General features: G+C 50.6%; 23 protein-coding genes. 6 read left to right on the top strand and 17 right to left on the bottom strand.

Annotated elements, in window-relative coordinates:
• The first annotated feature begins 46 nt into the window (after positions 1-46).
• The gene (gene uvrA, locus GS398_RS21925) at positions 47-2,848 is read left to right on the top strand and encodes an excinuclease ABC subunit UvrA (protein WP_160908980.1); all 2,802 of its coding nucleotides are present in this window, start codon (positions 47-49) and stop codon (positions 2,846-2,848) included.
• 100 nt (positions 2,849-2,948) lie between these two features.
• On the opposite strand, the gene GS398_RS21920 is transcribed toward uvrA, so the two are convergent.
• The 3 genes from GS398_RS21920 to GS398_RS21910 form a co-directional block, all read right to left on the bottom strand.
• Entirely contained in the window at positions 2,949-3,125 is a 177-nt protein-coding gene (locus GS398_RS21920) for a hypothetical protein (RefSeq protein ID WP_160908979.1), read from the bottom strand.
• A gap of 48 nt (positions 3,126-3,173) precedes the next feature.
• Complete coding sequence (locus tag GS398_RS21915) at positions 3,174-4,499, bottom strand: sensor histidine kinase (protein ID WP_160908978.1); 1,326 nt, start codon at positions 4,497-4,499, stop codon at positions 3,174-3,176.
• 99 nt (positions 4,500-4,598) lie between these two features.
• On the bottom strand, positions 4,599-5,276 hold the full coding sequence (locus GS398_RS21910) for a response regulator transcription factor (protein WP_160908977.1): 678 nt from the start codon (positions 5,274-5,276) through the stop codon (positions 4,599-4,601).
• Positions 5,277-5,398: 122 nt separating this feature from the next.
• On the opposite strand from GS398_RS21910, the gene GS398_RS21905 reads away from it, so the two are divergent.
• A complete protein-coding gene (locus tag GS398_RS21905) occupies positions 5,399-6,901 on the top strand; it encodes a glycoside hydrolase family 130 protein (RefSeq protein ID WP_160908976.1) in 1,503 nt (500 codons plus the stop codon).
• Here the strand turns inward: GS398_RS21905 and GS398_RS21900 are convergent.
• Together GS398_RS21900 and GS398_RS21895 are read right to left on the bottom strand one after the other, a co-directional pair.
• Positions 6,898-7,905 (bottom strand): glycosyltransferase family 4 protein, encoded by a 1,008-nt coding sequence (locus GS398_RS21900; RefSeq protein ID WP_160908975.1) that lies wholly within the window; start codon positions 7,903-7,905, stop codon positions 6,898-6,900. The two genes, GS398_RS21905 and GS398_RS21900, sit on opposite strands and share 4 nt — an antisense overlap.
• A 118-nt stretch (positions 7,906-8,023) precedes the next feature.
• Positions 8,024-10,306 carry a glycosyltransferase family 4 protein gene (locus GS398_RS21895; protein ID WP_160908974.1) on the bottom strand — a complete coding sequence of 761 codons (2,283 nt, stop codon included), beginning with the start codon at positions 10,304-10,306 and terminating at the stop codon, positions 8,024-8,026.
• Positions 10,307-10,477: 171 nt separating this feature from the next.
• Between GS398_RS21895 and GS398_RS21890 the strand changes: the two genes are divergently transcribed.
• Positions 10,478-11,017 carry a cupin domain-containing protein gene (locus tag GS398_RS21890; RefSeq protein WP_160908973.1) on the top strand — a complete coding sequence of 180 codons (540 nt, stop codon included), beginning with the start codon at positions 10,478-10,480 and terminating at the stop codon, positions 11,015-11,017.
• On the opposite strand, the gene GS398_RS21885 is transcribed toward GS398_RS21890, so the two are convergent.
• The 12 genes from GS398_RS21885 to GS398_RS21830 all read right to left on the bottom strand — a co-directional run bounded on the left by GS398_RS21885 (position 11,014) and on the right by GS398_RS21830 (position 24,219).
• A complete protein-coding gene (locus GS398_RS21885) occupies positions 11,014-12,192 on the bottom strand; it encodes an aspartate aminotransferase family protein (RefSeq protein WP_160908972.1) in 1,179 nt (392 codons plus the stop codon). The genes GS398_RS21890 and GS398_RS21885 overlap by 4 nt on opposite strands.
• 105 nt (positions 12,193-12,297) lie before the next feature.
• Positions 12,298-12,717 carry a hypothetical protein gene (locus GS398_RS21880; RefSeq protein WP_160908971.1) on the bottom strand — a complete coding sequence of 140 codons (420 nt, stop codon included), beginning with the start codon at positions 12,715-12,717 and terminating at the stop codon, positions 12,298-12,300.
• Between the two features lie 9 nt (positions 12,718-12,726).
• Entirely contained in the window at positions 12,727-13,236 is a 510-nt protein-coding gene (locus tag GS398_RS21875) for a hypothetical protein (RefSeq protein WP_160908970.1), read from the bottom strand.
• Positions 13,237-13,267: 31 nt separating this feature from the next.
• A complete protein-coding gene (locus GS398_RS21870; RefSeq protein WP_160908969.1) occupies positions 13,268-13,816 on the bottom strand; it encodes an RNA polymerase sigma factor in 549 nt (182 codons plus the stop codon).
• Between the two features lie 102 nt (positions 13,817-13,918).
• Positions 13,919-14,881: a transketolase family protein gene (locus GS398_RS21865; protein WP_160908968.1), complete on the bottom strand. Its 963-nt coding sequence runs from the start codon at positions 14,879-14,881 to the stop codon at positions 13,919-13,921.
• Positions 14,882-14,968: 87 nt separating this feature from the next.
• On the bottom strand, positions 14,969-15,814 hold the full coding sequence (locus GS398_RS21860; RefSeq protein WP_160908967.1) for a transketolase: 846 nt from the start codon (positions 15,812-15,814) through the stop codon (positions 14,969-14,971).
• Positions 15,815-16,034: 220 nt separating this feature from the next.
• Complete coding sequence (locus tag GS398_RS21855; protein WP_160908966.1) at positions 16,035-18,962, bottom strand: S9 family peptidase; 2,928 nt, start codon at positions 18,960-18,962, stop codon at positions 16,035-16,037.
• A gap of 97 nt (positions 18,963-19,059) precedes the next feature.
• Positions 19,060-20,115 (bottom strand): hypothetical protein, encoded by a 1,056-nt coding sequence (locus tag GS398_RS21850; protein WP_160908965.1) that lies wholly within the window; start codon positions 20,113-20,115, stop codon positions 19,060-19,062.
• 6 nt (positions 20,116-20,121) lie between these two features.
• A complete protein-coding gene (locus tag GS398_RS21845; RefSeq protein WP_160908964.1) occupies positions 20,122-21,693 on the bottom strand; it encodes an N-acyl-D-amino-acid deacylase family protein in 1,572 nt (523 codons plus the stop codon).
• A 30-nt stretch (positions 21,694-21,723) separates the two neighbouring features.
• The gene (locus GS398_RS21840) at positions 21,724-22,614 is read right to left on the bottom strand and encodes a class I SAM-dependent methyltransferase (RefSeq protein WP_160908963.1); all 891 of its coding nucleotides are present in this window, start codon (positions 22,612-22,614) and stop codon (positions 21,724-21,726) included.
• A gap of 121 nt (positions 22,615-22,735) precedes the next feature.
• On the bottom strand, positions 22,736-23,488 hold the full coding sequence (locus GS398_RS21835) for an ABC transporter ATP-binding protein (protein WP_160908962.1): 753 nt from the start codon (positions 23,486-23,488) through the stop codon (positions 22,736-22,738).
• Entirely contained in the window at positions 23,485-24,219 is a 735-nt protein-coding gene (locus GS398_RS21830; RefSeq protein ID WP_160908961.1) for an MlaE family ABC transporter permease, read from the bottom strand. The genes GS398_RS21835 and GS398_RS21830 overlap by 4 nt, the downstream gene beginning before the upstream one ends.
• 58 nt (positions 24,220-24,277) lie before the next feature.
• On the opposite strand from GS398_RS21830, the gene GS398_RS21825 reads away from it, so the two are divergent.
• The 3 genes from GS398_RS21825 to GS398_RS21815 are packed head-to-tail and all read left to right on the top strand — an operon-like array spanning position 24,278 to position 26,549.
• Positions 24,278-24,979 carry an SDR family oxidoreductase gene (locus GS398_RS21825; RefSeq protein ID WP_160908960.1) on the top strand — a complete coding sequence of 234 codons (702 nt, stop codon included), beginning with the start codon at positions 24,278-24,280 and terminating at the stop codon, positions 24,977-24,979.
• Positions 24,980-25,005: 26 nt separating this feature from the next.
• Complete coding sequence (locus GS398_RS21820; RefSeq protein WP_160908959.1) at positions 25,006-25,578, top strand: PspC domain-containing protein; 573 nt, start codon at positions 25,006-25,008, stop codon at positions 25,576-25,578.
• A gap of 2 nt (positions 25,579-25,580) precedes the next feature.
• On the top strand, positions 25,581-26,549 hold the full coding sequence (locus GS398_RS21815) for a toast rack family protein (RefSeq protein WP_160908958.1): 969 nt from the start codon (positions 25,581-25,583) through the stop codon (positions 26,547-26,549).
• Positions 26,550-26,554 lie beyond the last annotated feature (5 nt).

The raw sequence follows: 26,554 nt of genomic DNA, 5'->3' as shown, positions 1-26,554 counted from the left end.
GCTTTACACAAGTATACGAAAAAATTGTTGAGAAGATTTGTCATTTATGAGTCAAGAAGCTGAGAAGGACCCCGCGAAGTATATCATCATTAAAGGCGCACGCGTACATAATCTAAAGAACATCGACGTAGCGATCCCCAAAAATAAGCTTGTAGTGATCACCGGGATGTCGGGTTCCGGCAAGTCATCCATCGCTTTCGATACGTTATATGCCGAAGGCCAGCGGCGGTACGTGGAGAGCTTGTCGGCCTATGCCCGGCAGTTTATGGGCCGCATGAATAAACCCGATGTAGACTATATCCGGGGCATTGCGCCGGCCATCGCCATCGAGCAGAAAGTGATCACCAGTAACCCGCGGTCTACCGTGGGCACGTCTACCGAGATCTATGATTACCTGAAACTACTGTTTTCCCGGATCGGGAAGACGTTTTCGCCCGTTTCCGGGAAGATCGTAAAAAAAGATACTGTAACGGACGTCGTTAATTTTATCGCTTCGCTGGAAGCGGATTCCGCGGTTACCGTACTTTGCCCGCTGCATCCGCATAATAACCGCTCGATGAAAGAGGAGCTGTCGGTATTGCTCCAGAAAGGTTTTCACCGGGTGGTGATTGATGGCGGCATCAAAAAGATCGAAGATATTCTTGAAGATAAATCGCTGGATAAGAAACTTACCGGTGCGGATAACCCGCTGAGCATTGTGATCGACCGCATCTCGGTGAATAAGGAGGAGGAAACACTCAGCCGGATCGCCGACTCGGTACAAACGGCTTTTTTTGAAGGTAAGGGCGACTGTATGGTCGACCATGAAGGCGCGGTACACGTATTTTGCGACCGGTTCGAGCTGGACGGAATGCGTTTCGAGGAGCCCTCGCCTAACTTTTTCAGCTTTAATAATCCCTATGGTGCGTGTAAACGCTGCGAGGGGTACGGCAAGGTGATCGGTATCGATGAGGACCTGGTGATCCCCGATAAGAGTAAATCTGTATATGATGGCGCCATCGCCCCCTGGCGGGGCGAGAAAATGCGCGAATGGCTGGACCGGATGGTGAAAAATGCCGTCAAGTTCGACTTCCCGATCCACCGGGCGTATAATCAGCTCACCGGCGACCAGAAGGCGCTGCTATGGAATGGGAACCAATATTTCTCGGGGCTTAACGAGTTCTTCAAACATTTGGAAGAGCAAACTTATAAGATCCAGTACCGGGTAATGCTTTCGCGTTACCGCGGAAAAACAAATTGCCCCGAATGTAAAGGCAGCCGCCTCCGGCAGGATGCGTCGTACGTAAAAGTAGGCGGCAAGTCTATCACAGACCTGGTGCTCATGCCGCTCGACCAGGCACTCGCGTTCTTTAGCGGGCTGGAACTTTCGCAAAACGATACCACCGTGGCAAAAAGGCTGCTGATGGAGATCTCCAACCGCATTCTTTTTCTCAATAACGTAGGATTGAGCTACCTTACTCTCAACCGTTTATCCAATACGCTTTCGGGCGGTGAATCACAACGCATTAACCTGGCCACGTCACTGGGAAGCTCGCTGGTGGGATCGGTATATGTGCTGGACGAGCCGAGTATCGGTTTGCATCCGCGTGACACCCAGCGGCTGATCGAGGTGCTTAAATCCCTGCGGAATGTGGGTAACACCGTATTGGTGGTAGAGCACGAGGAGGAGATCATGAAAGCGTCGGATCACCTGATCGACATCGGGCCGGCCGCCGGAACGCATGGCGGAAACCTGGTATTTTCAGGAACCTATGACGAGATCCTTGCAGATAAAGACAGCCTCACGGGGAAATATCTCGGCGGAAGGGAGGAGATCGCCGTCCCGGCATCGCGACGTAAATGGACGAACTTTATCGCCCTGAAAGGAGCACGGGAAAACAACCTGAAGAACGTAGCGGTAAAGTTCCCGCTAAATGTGCTTACCTGTGTAACGGGTGTTTCCGGCTCGGGGAAAACAAGCCTGGTGAAACGTATCCTGCAACCGGCGCTGCAAAAAGCGCTCGGTAATTACTCGGGTGAGCAGACCGGCGCCTATGATTCGCTGGAAGTGGATACGCAGTTGATCAGCGCGGTGGAACTGGTAGACCAGAACCCGATCGGGCGGTCGTCGCGCTCTAACCCGGTAACCTATGTGAAGGCGTGGGACGAGATCCGTAACCTCTACGCTTCGCAACCGCAAGCCAAAGCCGCCGGCTTAAAGCCTGCCGCGTTTTCGTTTAACGTAGAAGGCGGCCGCTGCGATGTTTGCCAGGGAGAAGGTGAAGTGAAGATCGAAATGCAATTCATGGCAGACATCTACCTGCCTTGCGAGGGATGCGACGGCAAGCGTTTCAAGCAGCATGTGCTCGACATTACCTACAAGGACAAGAACGTTTCGGAAGTACTCGACCTCACCGTGGATGAAGCCCTGGGGTTTTTCGCTAAAGAACAGAAGATCGTGAACAAGATCCAGCCGCTGGTAGACGTGGGGTTGGGTTATGTGCACCTGGGGCAATCGTCAAATACGCTTTCGGGCGGCGAGGCGCAGCGCATCAAGCTGGCTTCGTTCCTTATCAAAGGGAATAACAGCAGTAAAACGCTTTTCATTTTTGATGAGCCTACTACAGGTCTTCATTTTCACGACATTAAGAAGCTCATGAAGTCTTTCGATGCGCTGATCATACAAGGTAACACCATCCTGGTGATAGAGCATAATATGGACGTGGTAAAATGTGCGGATTGGGTGATCGATATCGGTCCGGAAGGCGGCGACCGCGGCGGGCACGTGGTATTCGAGGGGTTGCCGGAGGACCTGGTTAAACAGGAAGGATCGTATACCGGGGAATATTTAAGGGACCGGTTTCGATAGCCGTAAAAAAGTAAAAACCCCGACCTAACACCGGGGTTTTTCACTAAAACTAGCTACAGAAAAACTAAAACTTGCTATCTCCCCATTAGAGGCTGGGGTTTCAGGCCTTAGGCTTGGTATGAGCTTTCTTTACCGTTTTCGTGTGTTTAACGGTGGTATCGGCTTTGGCGGTTTTTGTCTCGGTGGCAGCTTTGGCTTTGGATTTAGCCGGTTTGGTTTGTGCAAATGCTCCAACACTTAATCCGATTAATGCGAGCGCTACAATTGCTTTTTTCATATCTCTTGTTGTTTTGTTTAACAAATATGAACCTCGTATATGAAGATTTCATGAAGTTAAAACGGCGACAGGGAAAGAGAGGGTAACGGCTGTTCCGATACTTTTTTCGGAGGAAATGGCGATGCCCGCCTGGTGGAAAGTGGCGATGCTTTTGGCGATGGCGAGCCCCAGGCCATGACTGTCTTTGCCGGAAGTTCCGAGCTTTTCGAAGCGATTGAACGCTTTTTCGATGTCTTCGGGCGCCATGCCTGCGCCTTCATCGGCAATGGTGACGCGGTATTCGTGGTCAGTCATCTCATCTGTGACGAAAATACTGCCGCCCGTTTTGTTGTATTTTATCGCGTTACTTATCACATTGAGGCAAAGCGTATGCATAAGCGCATGGTTACCGCTAAAGTGGAACTGGTGATCGAGCTTTACGTCGGGCGTAATTGCTCTTACTTCCATGCGGTCTTCCAGCTCCTCGAAAATTTCACGGATAGTGGCCCCGATGGCCACCTCGTCTGTGCGGTTGAACTGGTTATTTTCCACCTTCGAGATCAGCAGCAGGCTGTTCACCACCGATTTCATGCGATCGAGCGTTTTCAGCGATGCGGCGATCTTGTTCTGGCTTTCCTCAGAAACCCGGGGATCGTTCAGCAGGTTTTCCATCCGGGTGCGCAGTACGGCGATGGGGGTAAGCATCTCGTGCGAGATATTCGATATAAAGTGCTTTTGCGTGGCAAACAGGTTCGAAAGCTTCTTCATCAACGTACCGATGCTGGAGTCGAGGAGCTTAAAATCGTCCGTGCTAGTGGCCGTTGGCGTGTAATTGTAATGGATGGGATCGTCCACGCGGTTCAGCTTTTGCTCAATGATGTAGTAAAAAGGAGCAAGGAGCAGCCGCGTAAAGGCCAGATCGGCGAACAGGCTGATACAGGTAGCCGCGATGAGTACGACCAGCATAAAATAAAGAATGGTGCTTTCCAGTTGTTTTACGGCTTCCATGGTTTCGCCGATCTCGAGCTTAAAAACCCGGCCCTGGTATACGAAAACGTCTGAAATGATAAGGTACTCCTGTTGCTGTTGATCGATCTCCCGGAGCTCCTGCGTAAAAACAGGCACATCGCGCGGGTGCTCGACAGTAAGCGTGAGGATGATGTACTCCTCCTTCAGGATGTTGTAGTCGGTAAACGAAGCTTCTTTTTTCAGCAGGTCTTCGATCTCTTCATCAGAGAGGTTGGCCACCAGCTTATCGCGCTTATCGATGAGGCGCTGCTGCAGGTGATTGAGGGAAACCCGGTTGGTGAAGAAAATGATCAGCAACCCCAGGATCGTAATGATAGCGATCTTAGTGGCCGTATTGTATAACGTAAGCTTGTGCTGGAGCTTCATGGGGTAGCTGGTAGCTTGTGACTGTTGGCTTGGGTGGTGTAGTTATCGTGTTTTATTTCTTAACATGGCCGGGAACTATCAGTAACCAGCCGACAGCTATCAAATATTGATCCGGTAACCGATGCTTCTTACGGTCTCAAACCAATCGGCAGGTGCGTGTGCGGAGAGTTTTTTTCGGAGGTTTTTCACATGTACATCTACGAAATTTGAATCGGAGTTGATCTCGAGGATGTCGCCCCATACATGCTCGGTGAGACTTACGCGCGGGATGACCCGGTTCTTATTCAGCACCAGGTAGTTAAAGATGTCAAACTCCTTTCGTGTAAGTGCCACCCGCTCGCTGCCGAAGTTGACCGTCCGGTTGCCGATATCCACGGTAAACCCGTGCACGTTCACCTTGTTCATTTCGAGCTTATGTTTCCTGCGGGTAATGGCGTGCATCCTGGCCAATAACTCAGTGAGTGCGAATGGTTTCGGAAGATAATCATCTGCACCGCCTTCCAGCCCGCGGATGCGGTCGTCGAGCCCGCCCGATGCGGTGAGCACGATGATGGCATCGTCTCTTCCCGGCAGCTCCCTGATGATCTTAAGCAGGTCGAAACCATTCCCATCGGGTAATCCCAGGTCGAGCAGGATGAAGTCGAAGTTGTTGACGAAGATCTTTTCTTCGGCGGTCCGTTTTTTCCAGGCGTGTTCCACCACAAAGCCTTCTTTGCCAAGGAAGCCGGCCATCTCCAGGCCAAGGCTTCGTTCATCCTCAATGATCAGCACATTCATCCTCTAAATTAAAAAAGAATTATTATGTAAAACGATCGGTTTTAAATCGCGTTTAAGTAGAGTTGCACCATTATTTTTAATACCCGTTTCAACTCCTATTTTAGTTACCATCAAGATTTACTATGAGAATTCCAATTGAACGCAAGCATGTGAAGGTTTATCCCGACCCTAAACGGGTAATTGCCAGGTTCTTTTTCAACGGAGAGGACCGGGCAAAGGAGGTGATCAGGCGGGTGATGACGTTAAGTGACGAAGAGGTTTTCCGTGTAATTTCGCCCATTCTGCAGGAGTATTCCAAGCGGCACCGCAATATTACCCGGTTGCTTTACCGGCATTGCCACAAGCTAAAGCACCTGTTCGAGGAGCTCGATTTTAATTTCGATACCATGCATTCGTACCGTCATTTGCTGATCGGTTCGTATTTTACCCATGAATATTCGATCGAATCCGCGGCATTTTTTAACCCGTCGATCGTGTTAGATCCCGACCAGTCGGAGCTTGAGGACGGTGAGACCCGCCTCATTATCAGCTTCCGGGCGGTTGGAGAGGGACATATCTCGTCGATCGTTTTCCGCAGGGCGATGATAGATGCGCACAACAACATCCACGTGATTCCGGCAGGGAACTATATCGACGAAGCGGAAGTGATCCGCAATGCGACTTACAACAAGAAGCTTTTCCTGGAAAAAGCGGTTGTTTCGATGGTCGATATCAACGTGATCAAGGAATTGGAAACCAAGCTGGGCGATCATTTTGACTATACCACGCTGCGGAAGATCATTATCGACTCGCGCGCGCCGGAAGACATGATGCGCAATATGGAGCTCGAAAAGGTGCTTTGGCTTTCGGATTCTTATTACGAGATCATTTTCTCCATGGATACCGATATCTCCGATCGCGTGATCTTCCCCATTTCTGAATTCGAGCGTAAGGGAATCGAGGACGCCCGTTTCGTGCAATTTACGGATGATGACGGCACCAAGAGCTATTTCGCCACTTATACCGCGTATGATGGTTCGCTGATTATGCCGAAACTGCTGCAAACATCTGATTTTTATGATTTTAAGATCCGCCCGCTTTACGGCGCCGGCGCACAGAATAAAAACCTCGCGCTTTTTCCGCGCAAGATCAACGGCATGTATGCAATGATCTCCCGTATCGACGGATGGAACAATTACATCATGTATTCGAAGAACATCAACGTGTGGGAAAACCCGATCAAGCTGCAGGAGCCTAAATTTACCTGGGAGTTTGTGCAGATCGGTAATTGCGGCTCGCCGATAGAAACGAAGGACGGGTGGTTGATGATTACTCACGGCGTTGGGCCGATGCGGCGTTACGTGCTGGGTATCAGTCTCCTGAAACTAGATGATCCGTCTGTGGAGATCGGCCGTTTAACCGAGCCGATCCTGATCCCAAATCCCGACGAGCGCGAAGGTTACGTGCCCAACGTGGTGTATTCGTGCGGCTCGATCATCAACAATGGAAAGCTGATCATCCCTTACGGCCTGTCGGATTATTCCACGTCGTTTGCGTCCGTAGACCTGGAAAGCCTGCTGGAAAGATTAAAAACGGATAAGATCTCTCAAGAAGTTAAAGAAGAACCCGTGGCCGTCGCAAGTTAGCGGCTGAGGATTTTTCGGTAAGCTTCCAGGTAATCGGCCACCATGGTTTCCTGCGAGAATCTTGCCGTTGCCCGTTCGCGGGTATAACTGCGGTCTATGGATGCCAGTCGTGTAACAGCTTCCGCGGCTTCCGTGGGGGTGGTCACCAGGAAGCCTGTTTTTTCATGCTCGATCAGTTCGGGCATCGATCCTTTGTTGAAAGCGATCACGGGCGTTCCGCAAAGCATCGCTTCCGCCACGCTCATACCGAACGGCTCGTTGAAGTTGATCGGGTGGAGCAGGGCGGCCGCATTTCCCAGTAATTCGTTTCGTTTTTCCGGTCCGGCGTGGCCGATAAACCCGATGTCCCCACCAAGGAACGGCTTTACCTTCTCGTTGAAATAGGCGGTATCCTGTATGATCCCGGCGATAATCAGCCGCTTGCAGGTCTTTTTGGCGATATCGATCGCTTCGGCGGTGCCTTTATCGTGGTGGATGCGGCCGAAATAGAGCAGGTAATCGCCGGGGTTGGCATTAAATTCGAAGTCGGAAGTATTTAGCCCGTTATAGATCGTGGCCAGGTAGCGTAATTCCTCGCTGCGGTCTGCATGACTGATGGAAACGTAATCGCTGGTGTCGTTGTATTTCTTGTACACAGGAATGATCCTGGGTGAAGAAAACCCGTGTATGGTGGTAATAAACGGCGTTTTCACCATCCGCGACCAGGTAAGGGGCAGGAAATCGAAGTTATTGTGTACGAGGTCGAACTGGTGCGCCTTTTCCATCAGGTTGCTGATGTGCAGGCATTCGCACACCTTGGCGTCCTGGGTACGGTCTTCTTCATAGCCTTCGGCGATCACCGCATCCAGTTTTCCGGAAGTAACGGAATCGCCGGAGGCAAATAAAGTAACATCATGACCAGCCGCCACCAGTCCTTCGGCGATATTTGACGCGACTTGTTCCCAGGGACCGTAGTGGCGGGGCGGAGTGCGCCAGGCGATAGGCGACAATACAGCTATTTTCATAGGATTGCAAATGATCAGTTGTCAGTGATCAGTCGATGTGGTCTAATAAGATGTAAGGCCTGGTGGTAATACTTGCAATTAATACGGATCCAACTGGTGACCGAAAACTAATTACTAACTATTTCACCAACGCCGTTGTTTCCAGCGGAGCTCCTGCGTTATCGTACTGGTATTCCAACTCGAAGGCTTTTAATACAGACAAGTGCGAGATGAGGTATGCCAGCGTACTTTCGGCGCCCTGGTTACGGTTGATGCCGCCGGGCTGCAGACCATCGCAGCAGCCGTTGGTCTCGTGGTCGTATAACGGTACGCGTAACGTATTTTCACCCAGGAACCACATGTAGCACATGAACATTTTGCGGATGTACACCGGTTTCTGAGTTACTTTATAGGCCTGCAGGTGCATCATCACCATGGCCATGGTTTCGATGGCTTGCTGGTCGAAGACAGGCATCTCGCCGCCCCGGTGACACCAGCCATCGTTTCCGACAGGGCTTAGGTAGCCGTTATCCAGCGTAAGCCTGTCGAGGAACGCCATAGACTCGATCGCGATATTTTTCACGTATTCGTTTCCCGTTACTTCGCAGGAGTGCAGAAGTGCAAGCGGGAAGATCGCATTATCATAAGTAAGCTGGTTTTCAAACCAATGCCACTCTTCTGAGCGATTTTCTTCGTAGCTTTTCACTACGATATCTGTCAGTTCCACCAGTTTGCGCAGCATGCCATCGTCGCCGGAGTGTACCCTCAGGTAATAGGAAATACCGATAATGGTGTTGATAACGCCACGCAGGTATTTAAGGGCGCCGAAATGTTGCACCGAACGCTGGAAAAGTTCCTGTGCAAATTCCCGGTAGGAGTTATTTGGTGCGGCGCTGATCATAAAGCCAAGGGACCAGATCGTTCTTCCGAAAGAATCTTCTGAGCCTACCTCGTCGAGATACTGGCGGCTAAAGCTCAGGAAGTTCCTGAAATTGCCGTCCTCCGTTTGCATATAATGGATATAGCTGAGGTAAATCGGCAGCAGCTCCAGCGCTTCTTTATTTTTATTTTGCTGGTAGGCCATCAGTGCCATGATCAGTGCCCGCGCGTTGTCGTCGAGGCAATAACCTTCTTTGAGGTTAGGAATGCCGTATTTGGCGTGCTGTACGATCCCGGTATCGTCTGTAAGGCGGCGCACATGCGCGAGGGTAAATTTGGGCAGGATTTCGGGATCCACGATTTGCCGCATGATCTTTACACCGCGTTCGGCGTTTACGATGGCCTTTTGCAGCACCCCGATATATTCTCCCCCTATTTTTGGCCAGCGAAGCTTCAACCCGTACTGGTAGGCATTATTTTTTAATTTAGCCAGCTTAACGGGTGAGCTGAGCAGCTCGATGGCGGTTTCGGCCAGCGTATCTGCATCTTTAAAATTGAAGAGGCGGCCGCGGTTATCGTCAAGCAGTTCCTGCGCATGCCAATACGGGGTAGATATCACGGCGGCGCCGGCGCCTACGGCATACGAAAGCGTTCCGCTGGTGATCTGCGCCTCGTTCAGGTACGGCGTGATATAAATATCGATGGCACTCAGGTAGTTAAATAACTCCTCCTCGTTTACGAACTTGTTGATGAACGCCAGGTGATTCTCCACGCCCAGTTGTGCTGCGAGGCGCTTCAGGTGATCGCGGTATTCTTCGCCCGAGTTCTTGATCACTCCCGGGTGGGTATTGCCCAGCACCACGTACATCACGTCGGGGTGTTTTGCTACGATGGCCGGAAGTGCGCGAACGACGGTTTCGAGCCCTTTCCCGCGACTGATCAGCCCGAAGGTGAATAATACCCGCTTGTTGCGGAAAGAAGCGATATTTTTTACCGGGTTTACGGCAGGAGCCTCCAGGTCGGGAACACCGTGCTCTATCAGCTGGATCTTTTCGGCCGGTATGCGGTAAATATTCAACAGGAAATCGACCGCTTTCTTGCTCATTACAACCAGTTTTGCCGACTGGCTGGCAATTTCGCGTATGATGACACGCTGGATGAAAGACGGTTCGCGGAGAACTGTATGTAAAATGGAGATCAACGGCTTATCGAGCCGGTTAAGCAATGGAAGGATGTAGATCCCGCTTTCGCCGCCGTAAATACCAAACTCATGTTCGAGTATGCAGGCATCGGCATCGCTGGTGTTGATGAAGCTTGCCGCCCGTATGTAGTCCTTCTGGTTCTCCTGGCGGATAATGTATTTTACTTCCGACGGGTATTCGTATTCATCCAGGTTCTCGGAATCATTTAATGCAACAACGAATCCGCTGTCTTCCACTGATTTGCCTTTAAAGTTCGAGGAAATGGCTTTGACCAGGTTGTTATTAAAAGTGGCGATACCGCATTCGCGGGGCGGATAAGAGGAGATATAGGCAATTTTCATTCGGGCAGTTATGTTTATAGAATAGTAGGATCCAGCTAATTGCAATGGATAACGCGAAACGGCGTTTTTTGTTTAATTGCCGGCATAATTGCTTTTTAAGCCGGTTAATCTTAAATAATAACTAACCAAACCAGGTTTTGGTTGTTAATCTGCTAAACCGATCCTAGCAAGATGAACAAGTCAGAAATCATTCAACATGCTTATGTTGTAACCCATATCCTGGATGGCGATGAGCTGTTTCCAAACAACCAAAAGTTTCCACTGCTGGTATATAAAGGGGCGCTGTTACTGCATCCCGACAGCACGCCGGAAACCATTAAAGATATTTTCGCGAAAAATGGGTGGACCAACGCGTGGGTAGATGACGTATTCGACTACCATCATTACCATAGCAACACCCACGAAGTGCTGGGTGTTTTTTGCGGCAAGGCCGACCTGCAGTTGGGAGGGCCGGAAGGCGTCTGCGTGGAGCTTACCAGGGGAGATGTGATCCTGATCCCGGCAGGCGTTGCGCATAAAAAGACGCAGGGAAGTGATGATTTTACCGTAGTTGGCGCGTATCCCGCCGGTGCGGAATACGATATAAAGTACGGAAAAGACGGGGAACGCCCCGCAGCAGACGAGACCATCGCAAAAGTGGACGTGCCCGAGTGCGACCCGGTGTATGGAAAAGACGCCGGAACTAATCAATACTGGAAACAGGATACTTAATCCAGCGCGGCCAGGATGGCGTTGCAGGCCATGCGAATTTCGGATTCAGTGATAGTTAGGGGCGGCGCAATGCGTAAAGCGGTTTCGCAGTGGAGAAACCAATCGATGATGAGGGGATACGCACCCTCCAGGCATTGCTTGCTGATCCTTTCCACCTGCTGAAACGCATCCACCTGGACGGCGAGCATCAGGCCCATGCCGCGTACTTTCCTGATAGCGGGATGCACCAGTAACTCGCGGAAAAGCGCTTCTTTTTTATCAACGTCTTTTACCAGGTCTTCTTCCAGGATCGCTTCCAGCGATGCCAGTCCCGCGGCGCAGCATACCGGGTGTCCGCCGAATGTGGTGATATGCCCCAGGATGGGATTATCTTTCAAAACGTCCATTTTTTCGCGGGAGGCTACAAATGCGCCAATGGGCATTCCGCCGCCCATGCCTTTGGCGAGCAGCAGGATATCCGGCACAATGCCGAAGTGTTCGAAGGCAAAGAGCTTCCCGGTGCGCCCAAACCCGGTCTGGATCTCGTCCATGATCAGCAGCGTGCCCGTTTCATCACATCTTTTCCTCAGGGCCGAGAAGTAGGCTTTATCAGGTACGCGGATACCGGCCTCGCCCTGGATGGTTTCGATGATCACACAAGCTGTTTCCTGGGTAATGTGCTCCAGGTCAGCGATTTCGTTGAAGGTGATAAATCCGATTCCCGGAAGGAGCGGACGGTAGGCATCCTTGTAATAGGAATTTCCCATTACGCTAAGTGCGCCTTGCGTGCTGCCGTGGTATGCATGGTGGCAGGAAATTATCCCGCCTCTGCCCGTATAGCGCTTGGCCAGCTTCAGGGCGCCTTCCGTAGCTTCGGCACCCGAATTTACAAAGTACACGGAATTAAGTGCACCCGGCAGCACCGACACCAGCTTTTGTGCAAACCGCACCTGCGGAGATTGAACGAACTCGCCATACACGGTAAGATGCATGTATTTATCTGCCTGATCTTTAATGGCGTTTACCACTTTTGGGTGGCGATGACCGATGTTGCTCACCGCAAAACCTGATACGAGGTCGAGATACGCTTTTCCCTGGGGATCATACAGGTAATTCCCCTCCGCCCGGTCGATTTCCAGCAGTCTTGGCGACGATGAAGTTTGTGCGTTATTTAAGAGAAAGAGCTGCCGGTTCATTGGGGTTGACGTATGACGTGAGACATATGACGTTTGATTCCATCAATTTTAAGCATACCGGCACAAGTGCCGGTGCCCTTATGCATTTTTCAGGAACGTCTGACGTTAAGGTTTTCTATTGCGCAGTTGTTTGATCAGTTGTTCCCTGAATTCGCGTTCGGCCTTAAAGAACAGCGAAACTTTTTGCTCCGGCAATACGCGGGCGAACTCTTTGCGGTAACGTTTTTTCAGGTCAAGGATCTGGGTATCGAACTCGAGTTCGTCATCGGGGCCGGCGGCGGACTCCTTTTTGCCATTGAGGCGTTCCTGTCTTTTCTGGCGGTTAAGGGCTTCAAGCTCTTTTTGATAGCTGTTGTATACCGGCCAGAAGGCTGTTGCCTCTTCCGCGGTAAGATCAAGCTGGCGGGTGATCCAGCCGATGTGGGCGGCTTCCACATTTTTCCTGGCATTTTGCAGCGGACGCTGGGCAAAGGCCACGCTGCCGCACAGGATGCTGATGTACGATATGATTATTAGTTTCTTCATCTTTCAAAATTACCGGGTAGCCTCGAGATAAGCTTCCACTTCCTTATCGGTAAGACCGGCGGCATTGTCTGTTGTTCCGGAGTTGGCGGCCAGGTTATCCAGGATCAGGTCGGTGTCGCCGGTGTCGCTGTTGTTTTCCAGGTAGCTAATGATCTCTTCATCAGGGATCGCCTCCAATTGTCGCTCGAAACTTGGTTTCGAAAAATTCATGTATAACGTAGTTCCGATCACCAAAGTTACACAAGCTGCCGCCGCATAATTGATCCATGGCCGCATCCGGCGCACTTTCGTTACCGGTAACTGGCTGTTGATACGGAGCTGAAGGTCGTTAAAATATCCCTCGGGCACTAAAAACGGCGCCGGCATTCCTGCTTTTAACGCTTCGAGGCGCACCTGGCCGGTAATGCTGCTTTCGAGCGCCGCGAAATAGCCCCCCGGAACGGTAAATGGATTTTCTTTTCCCGCCGATTCCAGCAGCACCGCTTCTATATTTTCTTCTTTTTTTCCTTCCTGATCCATTTGAGGTTAGAGTTGGGTTGTGCTGAAAGGTTTAATCGTGGCTCAATAAATGTCGCTCTATTTTCTTTACCGCCAGGTGGTAAGAAGCTTTAAGCGCGCCTACACTTGTTCCGAGGATGTCGGAGATCTCTTCATACTTCAGGTCGTCGTAGTATTTCATGTTAAAAACGAGACGTTGTTTTTCGGGAAGCGTTAACAATGCCTGCTGTAATTTTAACTGGGCGGTGTTCCCGTTAAAATACGCGCCTTCTGTTAACGAAGCCGACAAGTCTGGCGAAACATCGTCAAGCGAAATGTTATTCTTCTGCTTTTTGCGATTCAGGAAAGTGATGGCCTCATTGGTAGCGATGCGGTACAGCCAGGTGTACAGCTGTGAGTCATTCCTGAAATTAGCGAGGCTCTTCCAAACCTTGATAAATACTTCCTGCACCAGGTCGTCCGTATCGTCATGATCGATCACCATGCGGCGTACATGCCAGTAAATTTTTTGCTGGTACTTTTTCAGCAACAGGTTAAAGGCATCATTACGTGTCCGTTCTGAAGCAAACTTTTCGAGTATTTCTGAGTCAGGAACTTCCATTTTGGGCTTAAAACACAAAGCTTAAAGCTAAAAGCCCGGGTTTAGTTTTAAAAATGTCTTTTAACTAACGGGCTTCCTGTTTTAGGCTTCGTGTTCTGTATGTTAAGCTTTCTGCTTCCGGGCGATGACCCGCTGCACGGCAGCCACAATATTTTCGCTGTCGAGCCCGTATTTCTTCATCAGTTGGTCGGGGGTTCCGCTTTCGCCGAAGGAGTCGTCTACCGCGATATATTCCTGGGGTACTGGTGTGTTTTTTACGAGGAGCTGGGCAATACTGTCGCCTAATCCGCCAAGGCGATTGTGTTCTTCTGCAGAAACCACGCATCCTGTTTTGGCTACGGAACGAAGTACGGCTTCTTCGTCCAGCGGTTTGATGGTATGGATATTAATGATCTCCGCGTCGATGCCCATTTCCGCCAGTTTTTCGCCTGCTTCGATGGCTTTCCATACCATATGGCCGGTGGCGAATATGCTGACATCCTTGCCTTCATTTACCATCCAAGCTTTCCCGATCTCGAATTTTTGGTCGGGGTCGGTAAATACCGGGATCACGGGGCGCCCGAAACGGAGGTAAACAGGACCGTCATACTCCGCTATCGCAATGGTAGCGGCTTTGGTCTGGTTGAAATCGCAGGTATTGATCACCGTCATTCCCGGCAGCATCTTCATCATGCCGATATCTTCCAGGATCTGGTGTGTTGCACCGTCTTCGCCCAACGTGAGGCCGGCATGCGATGCACAGATCTTTACATTTTTGCCAGAGTAAGCTACTGACTGACGGATCTGGTCATAAACCCTTCCTGTTGAGAAGTTGGCGAAAGTACCGGTGAACGGGATTTTCTCGCCAATGGTCATCCCGGCAGCGATGCCGATCATGTTCGCCTCGGCGATGCCGATCTGGAAGAATCTTTCAGGAAATTCCTTGATGAAGGCGTCCATTTTTAGCGAGCCAACCAGGTCGGCACAAAGTGCTACTACGTTTGGATTGCGTTTTCCGGCTTCGAGCAGGCCAACTCCAAAACCCGAGCGCGTATCCTTCTTTTCGGTGTAGGTATATTGTTTCATCAGAATAATTTGGTTTTAATGGCAATGAAGCTCCGATAAGCTTTTATTTATCCGGTTGTAAACCGCAGCCTATCGGGGTTGCATCGATTAGTAGTCTTCGAGTGTTGATTCCAGTTGTAAAAGGGCTGCCGCAAGCTGGTCGTCATTTGGTGCAACGCCGTGCCATTTATGTGAGCCCATCATAAAGTCTACGCCATGGCCCATGTTGGTTTGCATCAGGATGGCGATCGGGCGGCCTTTATGCGCTTTCGACTTTGCAAGCTCGAGCACACGGATAATATCCTGCATGTCGTTGCCGTTCATCTCGAGCACGTCCCAGCCGAACGCTTCCCATTTCGCTTTGAGATTTCCGAGAGAAAGTACTCTTTCAGTAGAACCGTCAATTTGCTGACCGTTTACATCAATAGTGGCGATGAGATTGTCCACCTTGTTATGCGGGGCAAACATTGCCGCTTCCCAGATCTGGCCTTCCTGTAGTTCGCCATCCCCATGCAGGGTGAACACCAGGCTGGTATCGAGGTTTAATTTTTTAGAGAGCGCCGCGCCGATCCCCACGGAAAGGCCCTGGCCGAGAGACCCGGAAGCGATGCGGATTCCCGGAAGATGTTCGTGTGTTGCAGGATGGCCCTGCACGCGCGAGTTGATCTTGCGGAAGGTGGCCAGCTCGCTGGTTTCGAAGTACCCCGAGCGCGCCAGAACACTGTACCAAACAGGAGAAATGTGACCGTTCGACAGGAAGAAAAGATCTTCGCCTTTACCGTCCATATTAAACGCTGCTTTATGATTTAATACATGAAAATACAGTGCGACGAAAAAATCCGTGCAGCCAAGTGATCCCCCCGGGTGACCCGACTGGCAGGCATGAACCATCCTGACGATGTCGCGCCGTACCTGGACGGCAACGTTCTCTAATTTTTGTATATCTACGCTCATTGTTTAAAAAACTGAGCGGCTAAGGTAGTAATTAATTCAGAGTATTCACATAGTGCAAACGATTGCATTGTCGTGCCGGAGGCTTGGCGTTTAACGCTTGATACCGCTGTCCCATGTAAAATGGAAGCGGTATAACCGGAGCATATGTGCAATAAAAAAGGTTGGACGCATAGTTTATGCGCCCAACCTCTAACCTTAAACTTTCAACGCCAACCGGGGATTATTTCCCCGTTTCGGCAGTTACCGTCGGCTGGATCTCTTCAAAACCCCAGTTACGGCCCTTTTCCGTTGCCGGAACGCCTTTTTCCATCCAGGCTGGCGCCGGTTTTCCTTTCAGGAAGTGATCGAAAAACTGCTGCTCGCGGCGCTGGATATCCTTGCGGTTCTGGCGAAGTACGAGGTTGTGGGCCTCGCCGTTGTAGTTCAGCAGCCATACAGGCTTGTTCAGCCTTCGCAGGGCGGTGAACATCTCGATGCCCTGGTACCATGGAACTGCGCCATCGGCGTCGTTAGACATGATCGCTACTGGCGTTTTTACGTTCGGTAACGAGAAGAGGGGTGAATTCTCGATGTACAACTCCGGTTTTTCCCACAGGGTGGCACCGATGCGGCTTTGTGTTTTCTCGTACTGGAACTGGCGGTTCATCCCGGTTTCCCAGCGGATACCGCCGTAAGCAGAGGTCATGTTGGCTACCGGGGCGCCGGCCCAGGCCGCCGCATACATATCGGTTTTAGTGATCAGGTAGGCCACCTGGTAACCTCCCCAGCTTTGTCCCTGGATGCCGATCTTACTTCCGTCGACCCACGCATTTTTTTTGAGCGACTCGACACCGGAATTAATAAACTCGATAGCAGATGGTCCCGGATGCCCGGTTTCGTACGAAATATCAGGTGCAAAAACCAGGTAGCCGTTGCTCACGAAATAGGAAATATTGATCCTGGAGGGAGTTGGAGAAGGGGGGATATAGCTATAAAGCCCGTCAGAGAGTTTTTCGTAGAAGTAAACAATCATCGGGTATTTTTTTGCCGGATCGAAGTCTTCGGGTTTATATAGAATGCCTTCAGATTTGTAACCCTTCGGGGTGGTCCATTTAACCAGTTCGGCCGTGCCCCAGTTATAGCCGCTTTGCTGCGGGTTGGTTGCGCTCAGTTTGGTTTCCTTTTTAAAATCGGAAGTTACATACAGATCGGGCGATTGCACATAGCTGGATTTCTCGAAGATGATCACCGACGGAACTGATTTCGCGGCGATCGGGCTTCCATAGGTCACCTGTCCCATGGTAAGCAGGGTGGGATCTCCGGCAGTGCCGAGTACCTTTTTGTAGAAGCCGTTCTCTTTTGTAACGGTATTAAATGCCTGGAGATACACCAGCTGTTTTTCTTTCAGCGGGTCGTCGCCACCTGCACCACCGCCGCGGCCGCCAAATCCGCCGGTACGTTTTTTAAAGCTGCTATATCTTAAGGTGAGCAGGTTCTTCCGGCCAAATCCGTTGGTGATGTTCTTGCCCGCGCCTGTGGCAAGGTCAAACTGCCAGATGTCGTACCGGTCGTTGATCAGTACGCTTTTATCGCCTTCGATGTATCCTGCAATGCCGTAAGGAGACGGGTCATCAGGAACATCGTTGTCTTCGTCGTAGAATTTTTCTGCCAGGTCTTTGTTCAGCGCGATCTCTTTGCCGGAGGCGATGGCATACGAATACCAGTTTTTATCTTTCCGGTTATACCAAACTACATAGCGTCCGCCGGGGGAGATGGAAGCGTTGCCACGGAACCCGGAAGCGATCTTTTTGCGGCTGCCGTCTTTGGTCGACACCAGGTAGAGGTCGCGGGCAGTAGAGCCGGTCCATTGCATCTCGATGCGGTTACCAAAATCGGTAGATCCCAGGGCCAGTTCGCCGTTGCCTTTTTGTCCCAGCGAGAGGTCCGTTAATTTTTCGTCGGCCAGCTGGATCATTTTCCCCGGAGAGGCGAGATCGGCCACGGCCATGAAGCTGCGTTTCAGGTCGCGGTCTACGGTTTTAAGCTGCATAGGCTGGATATAGTCGTCTTTATAGTTCCAGATATCCACTTTGGCCACTTCGAAATCTACGATCGTAGTGTCAACCGGTGCAGGGATGGGAGCTGTGCCGAAAAACACTTTCTTGCCATTATCGCTAAACTGGATACGGGCATCGCTGTTAACCGCCCATTTAGCCGGCATCCCGGGCGTATTCTGGTCGATGAACACGATCGCGCTATCCTGTTTTGGGGAGTATGAATAAAGTTTAGCGATCTTAACGGGCGTTTTTTCCGGGTCTTTCTCCGCGGTAAAGATCACCAGCGTGCCGGTTTCGTCGAAAGCGAGGTTTTTATAAGACCCTTTGCCAGAGCTGATCTTCTTTTTAACACCGGAAACCGTGTTGTAAAGGAACACGCCCGGTGTATTTACCGTGTCGCCTTTGCTGCCGGCACATACGTACATGAGGGTTTTCCCGTCCTTGTTAAACAGGTAGTCGGTAACGTATTTAAACGTAACCGACTTGTTTGCGCCCAGGTACACCAGCCAAAGGTCATCGCCTTCGGCGGAAGCGCCCCTGCCACCGGCCGCACCACCGCGTCCTGCGGGTGCTCCTCCTGCGGGACGACCGCCGCGTGCACCGCCCGGGGCTCCCCCGGCATTCCTGCGGGTGCTGTCGCCAGGTGCCGGTGCTTTTTCTACCAGGTAGGCGATCACGCCAAAGCCTTCTTCAGGAAGTTTAAAGGACTTCACCGCAGGGATTTTTTTTAGCTCACCGCCCAGGGTCACAATGCCAAGCGTGTCTTTTGGCATCTGGTCGGGGGTTTTTTTCTTGATCTTTGCTTCCCGGGTGTCTTTAAAAAAAGGCTTGATCATGAAAGCCGCATATTTCGAATCTTCGGTAAACGCGGGGGCGCTGGCTCTCGGATACGTGGAAACTTTTGAAGTTTTCAGGTCCCTGATGTACAGGTTTGCGTCGCCCTCCTGCGGTACCACCGTATACAATACCCATTTGCCGTCGTTCGTTACCGCCTGCGAGGCCAGGTCCTGCCAGCCATCGTATACAGAATGGTCCAGCGGTTTTTTGGACTGTGCTCTTCCCAGGGCGCAACATCCAAGAATTCCTACAGTAAGAAGTAAAAATCTTTTCATTTCATCACATTTTAATTCTAAAAATGTGATTTTTTAAATGAAATCGGGCTGTTGTTACCTTATTTTTACAATGCGTGGTGACTTTCGCATATTTATGCTACTGATACTGGATATAAATCGGCTGCGGTTTCAATTTCAGGAGCTCTTCCGGTGTCATCATCCTGTTTGGTTTCTTTTTCAGGTCGTTTTTATAGAACAGCTTGAACCCGGTGAACTGGACAGGTTCTCCCTGGATAAAATAGCGATAGGTGCCCATCTTGAGCTCGGGTTCGCCCCAGCCGTCCATATGCATCACCATCTGTACCTCGGGATGTAACTTGATCTGTTTATAATTAGTCACCATTTTTTTTGTAAAACGGTGCACGGTAAAGACCTTTGGCGGCAGGTTATTCTCGCGGATCAATTTAACCAGGTACGCTGAGCAATAATTGATGTCGGCGGCATCATAGGTACCTATGCGTTTGCCGGGTTTATCGCCGCTTTTCATGGAGAATTCCGGGTCGACGCCCAGGTTCACATTGGGGAGTTTCAGGTATTTCTCTATCCGCGGCAGTTCTTTTTGAATGGTGCTTAGCCCCACCTGCAGGTCGAGGAACACGATGGCATTGTGCATTTTCGCGATAGCCAGCGCCGAATCAATTTGCTTGTCGGGCATCCGGTTCACATAATAGCCGTCTTTGCCCGGGGTTCCGCTTGCTACTACGGCGATGTAGTGGATCCCGGCCTGTACAGGGGTGGCGGGATCTGCTTTTTCCCAGTGTTTGATCTCCGCATTCAGGCGCGACCACATTTCTTTGGGTGCATATTCGCCCAGCGCCCCCATTTTTTTCGAGTGCATGTTGCCATAATAGACCACGATCCGTTTAAACGGCAATATGGCTCCCGGAAGGGGATAAGGCTGGTTTTTTACCGGCCACCTGCCCGTGGTATCGCCATTGGCCAGCGAAAGGATCTTCTTGTTATAGGCGGCGGTATCAATGGGGTTCAGGTTGGTAACATATGGCTTAATGCTGTCGGCAGTTTCCACGGTACCGCTATCTGTCTTCTTTTTGCCGTCCTTTCCGGTTACCGTGGTGTTTCCACAATTGGTGAATAGAACGAGCGCACTTGCCGCTACCGCGGAAATCTTTAATAACTGGGTTTTCCTGATCATTTTTTGTTAGTTATGGTGCCCCGGGCCGTACAAAACACGTCCATTACGCACTTGTGTGTGGATAAAGTTATCAACAGTAACTTTTCCGTTCACCAGTACATATTGGAAGCCTTTGGAAAACGCGTGGGGCTTTTCGTAAGTAGATTCGTCATTAACGGCCGCCGGGTCAAAGATCACCAGGTCGGCCTTCATGCCTTTTCGCAGCAGTCCGCGATCGGTAAACCCGAACTTTTGCGCGGGCAGCGAGGTCATCCGCCTGATGGCGTCTTCCAGCCCGATCGTATTTTTCTCGCGCACATATTTTGAAAGTACCCTTGCGTTACTTCCGTATCCGCGCGGATGGGGCACGCCTTTGCCGAACTGGCGTATCCCGGAATCGGAGGCGATCATGGTAAACGGGTATTTCATAATGTTTTGTACATCGGCTTCGTCCATACTGTGAAACACCATCGACGCACCGCCCCTGGCAACAAGGCCCAGGATCGTTTCAATTTCGTCGGGTATGGTTTTTTTTCTACCCTGTAACACGTTGATCTCCGAAATGTTCTTTCCGTTTAATGCCGGGTCGGCCTCAAAATAGGCGACCACCGCATAGCTGAAATCGGGACGCTGCCGTTTTACCATATCTTCGAGCATTTCCGCCGCGATCAGCTGGCGGGTTTGAGAGTCGTTCAGCCGTTTGCGGATCTCCTCCCGGCCGTTCTCCAGGGCCCACGACGGTATGATCGAATTCAGCGAAGTGCTGCTGGCCGTATAGGGGTATTGATCGATGGTAACGTCAAAACCTTCATTCCGGGCTTTTATGATCATACCGAGGGTGCTGTCAGACCGTCCCCACCAGGGCTTGCCGATCTTAAAATGAGAGATCTGGACCGGCATATTCGCTTGTCGTCCTATATTCAGCGCTTCATCTATAGCGGCAAATACTTCCTGGCTCTCGCTACGGATATGCGAGGTATAGATGCCATGGTACCGGGATGCCGTTTTTGCCAACGCCACCACCTCGCCGGTTTTGGCGTAGGTCCCCGGTATATAAATAAGCCCGGTAGAAAGGCCGACGGCGCCGTCGCGCATCGCTTTTTCAACAAGCGCCTCCATTTTCCGCAGTTCCGGCGCAGTGGGTTCGCGGTTCTCTGTGCCCATCACGGCGCGGCGTACATCATTGTGACCAATAAATGTTGCCGTATTCACAGAAAGGTGAATGCTGTCGAGCATCTGAAAATAGCGGCGGATATCTACCTCGGATCCGCCGCAGTTCCCCGTAATGACAGTGGTTACGCCATCATAAATAAAATTGTCGGCGGTTGGCGTGACCTTTTCGTCGCCCTCTATGTGCGTGTGTACGTCGATAAAACCCGGGGCGATCACTTTCTTTCCTGCATCGATCACGGTTTTCGCTTTCATCCCGCCCAGGTTCCCGATGGCAAAGATCTTGTCTTTTTTAATAGCGATATCGCCATAGAACCAGGAGTTCCCCGTACCGTCTGCGATCCGTCCGTTCTTTACCAGGATATCCGCACGCTGGCCAGAAGCGGCAAAAGGAACAATTAACAGGATCAGGAAGAAGTTCTTTTTCATTGGGTGATGGCTGCCGCGTGTGGGATGCAGTTATGCTTCCCTGATCTTTCTCGTTTTTCCAAATACGCCGAGCGGTAGTTTGCTGCCCGCGGTTGCTTGTAAATATAACTCGCCGGTTTCAAGATTCATTGGATTTGGTATCGACGACCGGATCAAGTTTTCCACAATTACCGACGAAAACCCCAGTGAATAAGTGTTGAGAACCAGGAAATGTTCTTCAGGATCAAGTAGTTTGGTCACATCGTTCATCATTTCCATGATATGATCCTCCAGTTTCCATTTTTCGCCGTTGGGCCCATGCCCGTACGCCGGGGGGTCGAGAATGATCCCGTTGTATTTTTTTCCCCGTTTCAGCTCGCGTTTTACAAACTTGAGGGCGTCTTCTACCACCCAACGGATATCCGTTAGCCGGGAAAGCTCCATGTTCTCATTGGCCCAGGTAACTACCTGCTTAATAGAATCAACGTGCGAGGTGTCTGCGCCTGCCGCTTGCGCCATCAGCGATGCGCCGCCGGTGTAAGCAAACAGGTTGAGGACTTTTGGCCGGGGAGTACTGAAGCGTTTAATGGTATCGGAAATATAATCCCAGTTTACGGCCTGTTCCGGGAAGATCCCCACATGTTTGAAGGAAGTAAGCGCCAGCCGGAAACTGATAGTGGCTTCGTTATTCTGGTAAGTGACATGCCACCGGTCGGGCGATCCGGGATTTTTTTTGATCCACTCGCCGGAGGTTGCCGAGCGGCCCTTAAACCGGATGTGATGTAGCTTCGTCCACTCAGATTCCGGCAACCCCTTGTTCCATACGGCCTGTGGCTCGGGCCTGATCAGGATCATTTCGCCAAAGCGTTCCAGTTTTTCGAAGTTGCCGCAATCGATCAGTTCATAGTCTTTCCAATACGAGGGCGTGAGCAGTTGAATCATAGGTTAAATGACAGGCTGCGCAAACATATCACTAATTAGTCAAAATAATGCCTGCAACGGGCACCCGCTCCATAAATTGATTAACTCCCCGCCGGGCGAACCCCGGCTGATCACTGACAACCTATAATTTATCTTTCGCTGCCTGCATAAATTTGCTGGCGAATACGAAATCGTTTAGCTCCTTGTTGTCGGTATGGGCAATTTCCTTGTTAGATCCCTGCCATTCCTTTTGGCCGTTTGCAAGGAAAATAATGTTATCTCCAATCCCCATTACGGAGTTCATATCGTGCGTAACTACTACCGTGGTGATGGTATATTCTTCTGTGATCTCTTTGATCAGCTCGTCAATTACGATAGATGTTTTAGGGTCGAGGCCCGAGTTTGGCTCATCCACGAACAGGTATTTCGGCTGCATAGAAATAGCCCTCGCGATGCCGACGCGTTTTTTCATCCCGCCGGATAGCTCGGACGGGAACAGCTTATTTTTTCCTTCGAGGTTCACGCGGTCGAGGCAGAAGTTTACCCTTTCGAGTTTTTCTTTCCGGTTTTGGTCGGTAAACATGTTGAGCGGGAACATGATGTTTTCCTCCACCGTCATCGAGTCGAAAAGTGCGGAGCTCTGGAAAAGCATGCCGATCTCTTTGCGGACATCAATGCGGGCTTCGAAATTGAGCCGGGTAAAATCGCGGCCATCATAGCTTACCGAGCCCGTTTCCGGTTCGTGTAAACCTACCATACATTTAAGCAGGGTGGTTTTCCCTGAGCCCGACCCGCCGATGATCAGGTTGCACATGCCTTCGTTAAATTCGGCCGAGATCCCGCGGAGGACATGGTTTTCGCCAAAGGTTTTATTGATGTTTTTAATCTCGATCATAGGAGTAACTGGGCAACGATATAATCTGCGCAAAGGATGGCGATACAGCTGATCACTACGGCCTTGGTGCTCGATTGGCCTACTTCAAGTGCGCCGCCATTGGTATAGAATCCCTGGTAAGCAGAAACGGAAGTGATAATGAACGCAAAAATGATCGATTTAACCATCGAAACCGTAAATGTGAACGGGATAAAGCCGGTATTTAACCCGTTGATAAAATCCTGCGCGGTAACAGCGCCTGAGGCTACACCTGCAAGATAACCTCCAAGGATACTGAGTGAGATGGAGATGATCACGAGCAATGGGATGGTAAAAACAGCGCCTAGTATTTTAGGCAGAATGAGGTAGCCGGGCGAGTTAATACCCATGATCTCCAGGGCGTCGATCTGTTCGGTAACGCGCATGGTACCAATTTGCGAAGCGACGCTTGAACCGACCTTGCCGGCAAGTACGATGGCCGAAATAGTAGGGCTGAGCTCGAGGATGGTAGAGTCACGAACGATGCCGCCGATCACAGATTTCGGGACCAGGTCGCTCACCAGCTGGAAAGCCGTTTGCACCGTGGTAACAGCACCCAGGAAGACCGAAATAATAGAGATAATTCCCAGGGAGCCTACCCCGATCGAATCCATTTCCCTGAAGATCTCTTTCCTGTAAATGTTCCATTTCTCGGGTTTGCGGAAAACAGCTTTTAGCAAGAGTATATATTTACCGAATGGGTGAAAGAACATTTAAGTATATTTTTTTCTAAATTAAGATTTTGAACACACGATTGCATATTTTAACCACATGAATGCTGTTATCACAGGCGCCACCAAAGGTATCGGAAGAGCAATCGCGCTGAAACTGGCGTCGGCGGGTTATCACCTGGCCCTTTGTTCGAGGAACCAGGACGACCTGGAACGATTGCTGGCCGAACTCCGATTAGCACATCCTGCTTTACAGATACATGGCCTGCAGACCGATTGCTCCGACAAAGGGGAGCTGATACGTTTTGCAGACTTTGTACATGAACACTTTAAATCAATAGATGTTTTGGTCAATAACGCGGGTGTGTTCATTCCCTCACGCATTCTTGATGAAGAAGACGACCTTTTGTCGCTCCAGCTTCCGCTAAACCTCGGGGCGCCGTACCGGTTATGCAAAATATTCGGGCGGCAAATGCGTCAAAACCGTTCCGGTCATATTATCAATATATGCTCTGTCGCCGCCATAAAGCCAGTGATTACGGCGGGGTCTTATACTGTAACAAAATTTGCCCTGCTGGGTCTAACAAGAGTATTGCGTGAAGAGTTAATGCCTTACCACGTGAAAGTTACGGCCATTCTCCCGGGATCGACATTAACGGAATCCTGGGGAGAGGTGATAGAAGACGAGTCGCGTTTCGTAGCGGCGGCAGATATCGCCTCGGCAGTGTTAAACTGTTTGCAAATGAGCCATGGCTGTAATGTGGACGAGCTGCTGATCCGGCCCGTAAAAGGGGAGTTATGAACCCGCAACATTTAAAACGAACAACAATGGAAAAGAAACTACAACGTGACGAAAATAACAAAATGATCGGCGGCGTGTGCGCCGGTCTCGCAGCGTATTTTGACTGGGAAGTAACCTGGGTCAGAATCGCTTTCCTGGTTGCACTGGTGTCTGGCGGCGCCGGGTTCCCGGCCTACATCATTCTTTGGATCGCAGTGCCTAAAAAGCCGTTTATGCCTTTTGGCAACCCAAATCCTGGTGCCGCTCCCGACTACCGGGTTTATAATAGCGACCGCCCGTACCCCGGTGCCACACCACAGCCTGATTTTAGTAGCCAGTATGCCGGCAAGAAAAAAGACGACAGCGGAAAATTAGTTGCCGGCTTTATTTTAATTGGCGTGGGTGTCTGCTTCCTGATTAACCAGCTTAACATCCTGCCTTTGTGGTTTGCTTTCTGGAAACTTTGGCCGCTCGCGCTGATTATTCCCGGTATCATGCTGCTTACAAAAGCTGCCAGGACGCCTGAATCACCTGTAGTGGCTCCCAAGCAACCGATCGACCTTCCTGAAGAGGAACCAACTGCCAACCCAAACACTACTGACCCCTCCCAAAATATTTAACCATGAAAACCGAAAAATTAGTATGGGGTCTGATCCTCATTTTTATAGGCGGGGTATTCCTGCTCGAAAGCTTTGATGTAATTGACTTTTACTGGTGGAGAAGTATCAGGATGTTTTGGCCGGTGATACTCATCCTCTTCGGTGTAAATATGTTGTTCTCCCGTTCGGATGCGGCGGCAAGCCCTTATGTCGCCGTGGTGATCACTGTACTGGTGCTTGGTTTTATCGCTTACCAGGGAAGTATGCCGCCCGACCGTAGTGCCAACCGGTGGTTCAATTACCAGTACGAAGACCATGACGATGACCATGACGACGATAACGACCGCCGCAACAGCAAATGGGAAGGTGATAACATGATCGCTCCTTTAAACGCCGGTATTACACATGCCGAGCTCAACATCCGGGGAGGCGCCACCAGCTACCGCATCAGCGATACCACTTCGGACCTGGTAGATGCCAGCTTTAAAGGCTCGAAAAACGGTTACACGCTCACAAACACCCCCAAAGACAGCCTGCAGATCGTTAACTTTAACATGACCTCCGGCTCGAAACGCTTTTTTCATGGCGATAACGAGGGTAACGAAGCACGCCTCAGGCTTAATACCCGCCCTATCTGGGATATTAACGTAAATGTTGGCGCAGGCGAAAGTAAATTCGACCTCAGTGCATTTAGAGTAGGGAGCCTTGACCTTCACGGCGGTGCCGCTTCTTTCGAAGCGAAACTTGGCGTGCCGCCGGAAACGATCACCCGCGTAACTGCAAATACAGGTATGGCAGAAGTGAAGTTAAAGGTGCCGGCTTCCGTGGGATGCCAGGTAAGGGTCAAGTCGGGTCTTTCTTCGTCAGATTTCGAAGGCTTTACCAAACAACCTGATGGAACTTTTGTAACTTCGAACTTTAAGACCGCCGCCAAAACGATCATCATCGACCTGAAGGGTGGCCTCTCTGACTTTAACGTATCAAGATACTAACCGCA

Origin of the sequence: Hufsiella ginkgonis (assembly GCF_009834915.1) — a bacterium.
Lineage (GTDB): Bacteria > Bacteroidota > Bacteroidia > Sphingobacteriales > Sphingobacteriaceae > Hufsiella > Hufsiella ginkgonis.
The sequence above is the reverse complement of the archived record's forward strand: the minus strand, read 5'-3'. Positions and strand labels throughout refer to the sequence as shown.

Bases quoted from the DNA above. Each gene is read 5' to 3' on its own strand.
- GS398_RS21875 (WP_160908970.1), bottom strand. From the start codon at position 13,236: ATGGATCAGGAAGGAAAAAAAGAAGAAAATATAGAAGCGGTGCTGCTG.
- GS398_RS21880 (WP_160908971.1), bottom strand. From the start codon at position 12,717: ATGAAGAAACTAATAATCATATCGTACATCAGCATCCTGTGCGGCAGC.
- GS398_RS21835 (WP_160908962.1), bottom strand. From the start codon at position 23,488: ATGATCGAGATTAAAAACATCAATAAAACCTTTGGCGAAAACCATGTC.
- GS398_RS21855 (WP_160908966.1), bottom strand. From the start codon at position 18,962: ATGAAAAGATTTTTACTTCTTACTGTAGGAATTCTTGGATGTTGCGCC.
- GS398_RS21920 (WP_160908979.1), bottom strand. From the start codon at position 3,125: ATGAAAAAAGCAATTGTAGCGCTCGCATTAATCGGATTAAGTGTTGGA.
- GS398_RS21830 (WP_160908961.1), bottom strand. From the start codon at position 24,219: ATGTTCTTTCACCCATTCGGTAAATATATACTCTTGCTAAAAGCTGTT.
- GS398_RS21885 (WP_160908972.1), bottom strand. From the start codon at position 12,192: ATGAACCGGCAGCTCTTTCTCTTAAATAACGCACAAACTTCATCGTCG.
- GS398_RS21845 (WP_160908964.1), bottom strand. From the start codon at position 21,693: ATGAAAAAGAACTTCTTCCTGATCCTGTTAATTGTTCCTTTTGCCGCT.
- GS398_RS21850 (WP_160908965.1), bottom strand. From the start codon at position 20,115: ATGATCAGGAAAACCCAGTTATTAAAGATTTCCGCGGTAGCGGCAAGT.
- GS398_RS21820 (WP_160908959.1), top strand. From the start codon at position 25,006: ATGGAAAAGAAACTACAACGTGACGAAAATAACAAAATGATCGGCGGC.
- GS398_RS21900 (WP_160908975.1), bottom strand. From the start codon at position 7,905: ATGAAAATAGCTGTATTGTCGCCTATCGCCTGGCGCACTCCGCCCCGC.
- GS398_RS21815 (WP_160908958.1), top strand. From the start codon at position 25,581: ATGAAAACCGAAAAATTAGTATGGGGTCTGATCCTCATTTTTATAGGC.
- GS398_RS21890 (WP_160908973.1), top strand. From the start codon at position 10,478: ATGAACAAGTCAGAAATCATTCAACATGCTTATGTTGTAACCCATATC.
- GS398_RS21895 (WP_160908974.1), bottom strand. From the start codon at position 10,306: ATGAAAATTGCCTATATCTCCTCTTATCCGCCCCGCGAATGCGGTATC.
- GS398_RS21825 (WP_160908960.1), top strand. From the start codon at position 24,278: ATGAATGCTGTTATCACAGGCGCCACCAAAGGTATCGGAAGAGCAATC.
- GS398_RS21840 (WP_160908963.1), bottom strand. From the start codon at position 22,614: ATGATTCAACTGCTCACGCCCTCGTATTGGAAAGACTATGAACTGATC.
- GS398_RS21860 (WP_160908967.1), bottom strand. From the start codon at position 15,814: ATGAGCGTAGATATACAAAAATTAGAGAACGTTGCCGTCCAGGTACGG.
- GS398_RS21915 (WP_160908978.1), bottom strand. From the start codon at position 4,499: ATGAAGCTCCAGCACAAGCTTACGTTATACAATACGGCCACTAAGATC.
- GS398_RS21865 (WP_160908968.1), bottom strand. From the start codon at position 14,881: ATGAAACAATATACCTACACCGAAAAGAAGGATACGCGCTCGGGTTTT.
- uvrA (WP_160908980.1), top strand. From the start codon at position 47: ATGAGTCAAGAAGCTGAGAAGGACCCCGCGAAGTATATCATCATTAAA.
- GS398_RS21870 (WP_160908969.1), bottom strand. From the start codon at position 13,816: ATGGAAGTTCCTGACTCAGAAATACTCGAAAAGTTTGCTTCAGAACGG.
- GS398_RS21905 (WP_160908976.1), top strand. From the start codon at position 5,399: ATGAGAATTCCAATTGAACGCAAGCATGTGAAGGTTTATCCCGACCCT.
- GS398_RS21910 (WP_160908977.1), bottom strand. From the start codon at position 5,276: ATGAATGTGCTGATCATTGAGGATGAACGAAGCCTTGGCCTGGAGATG.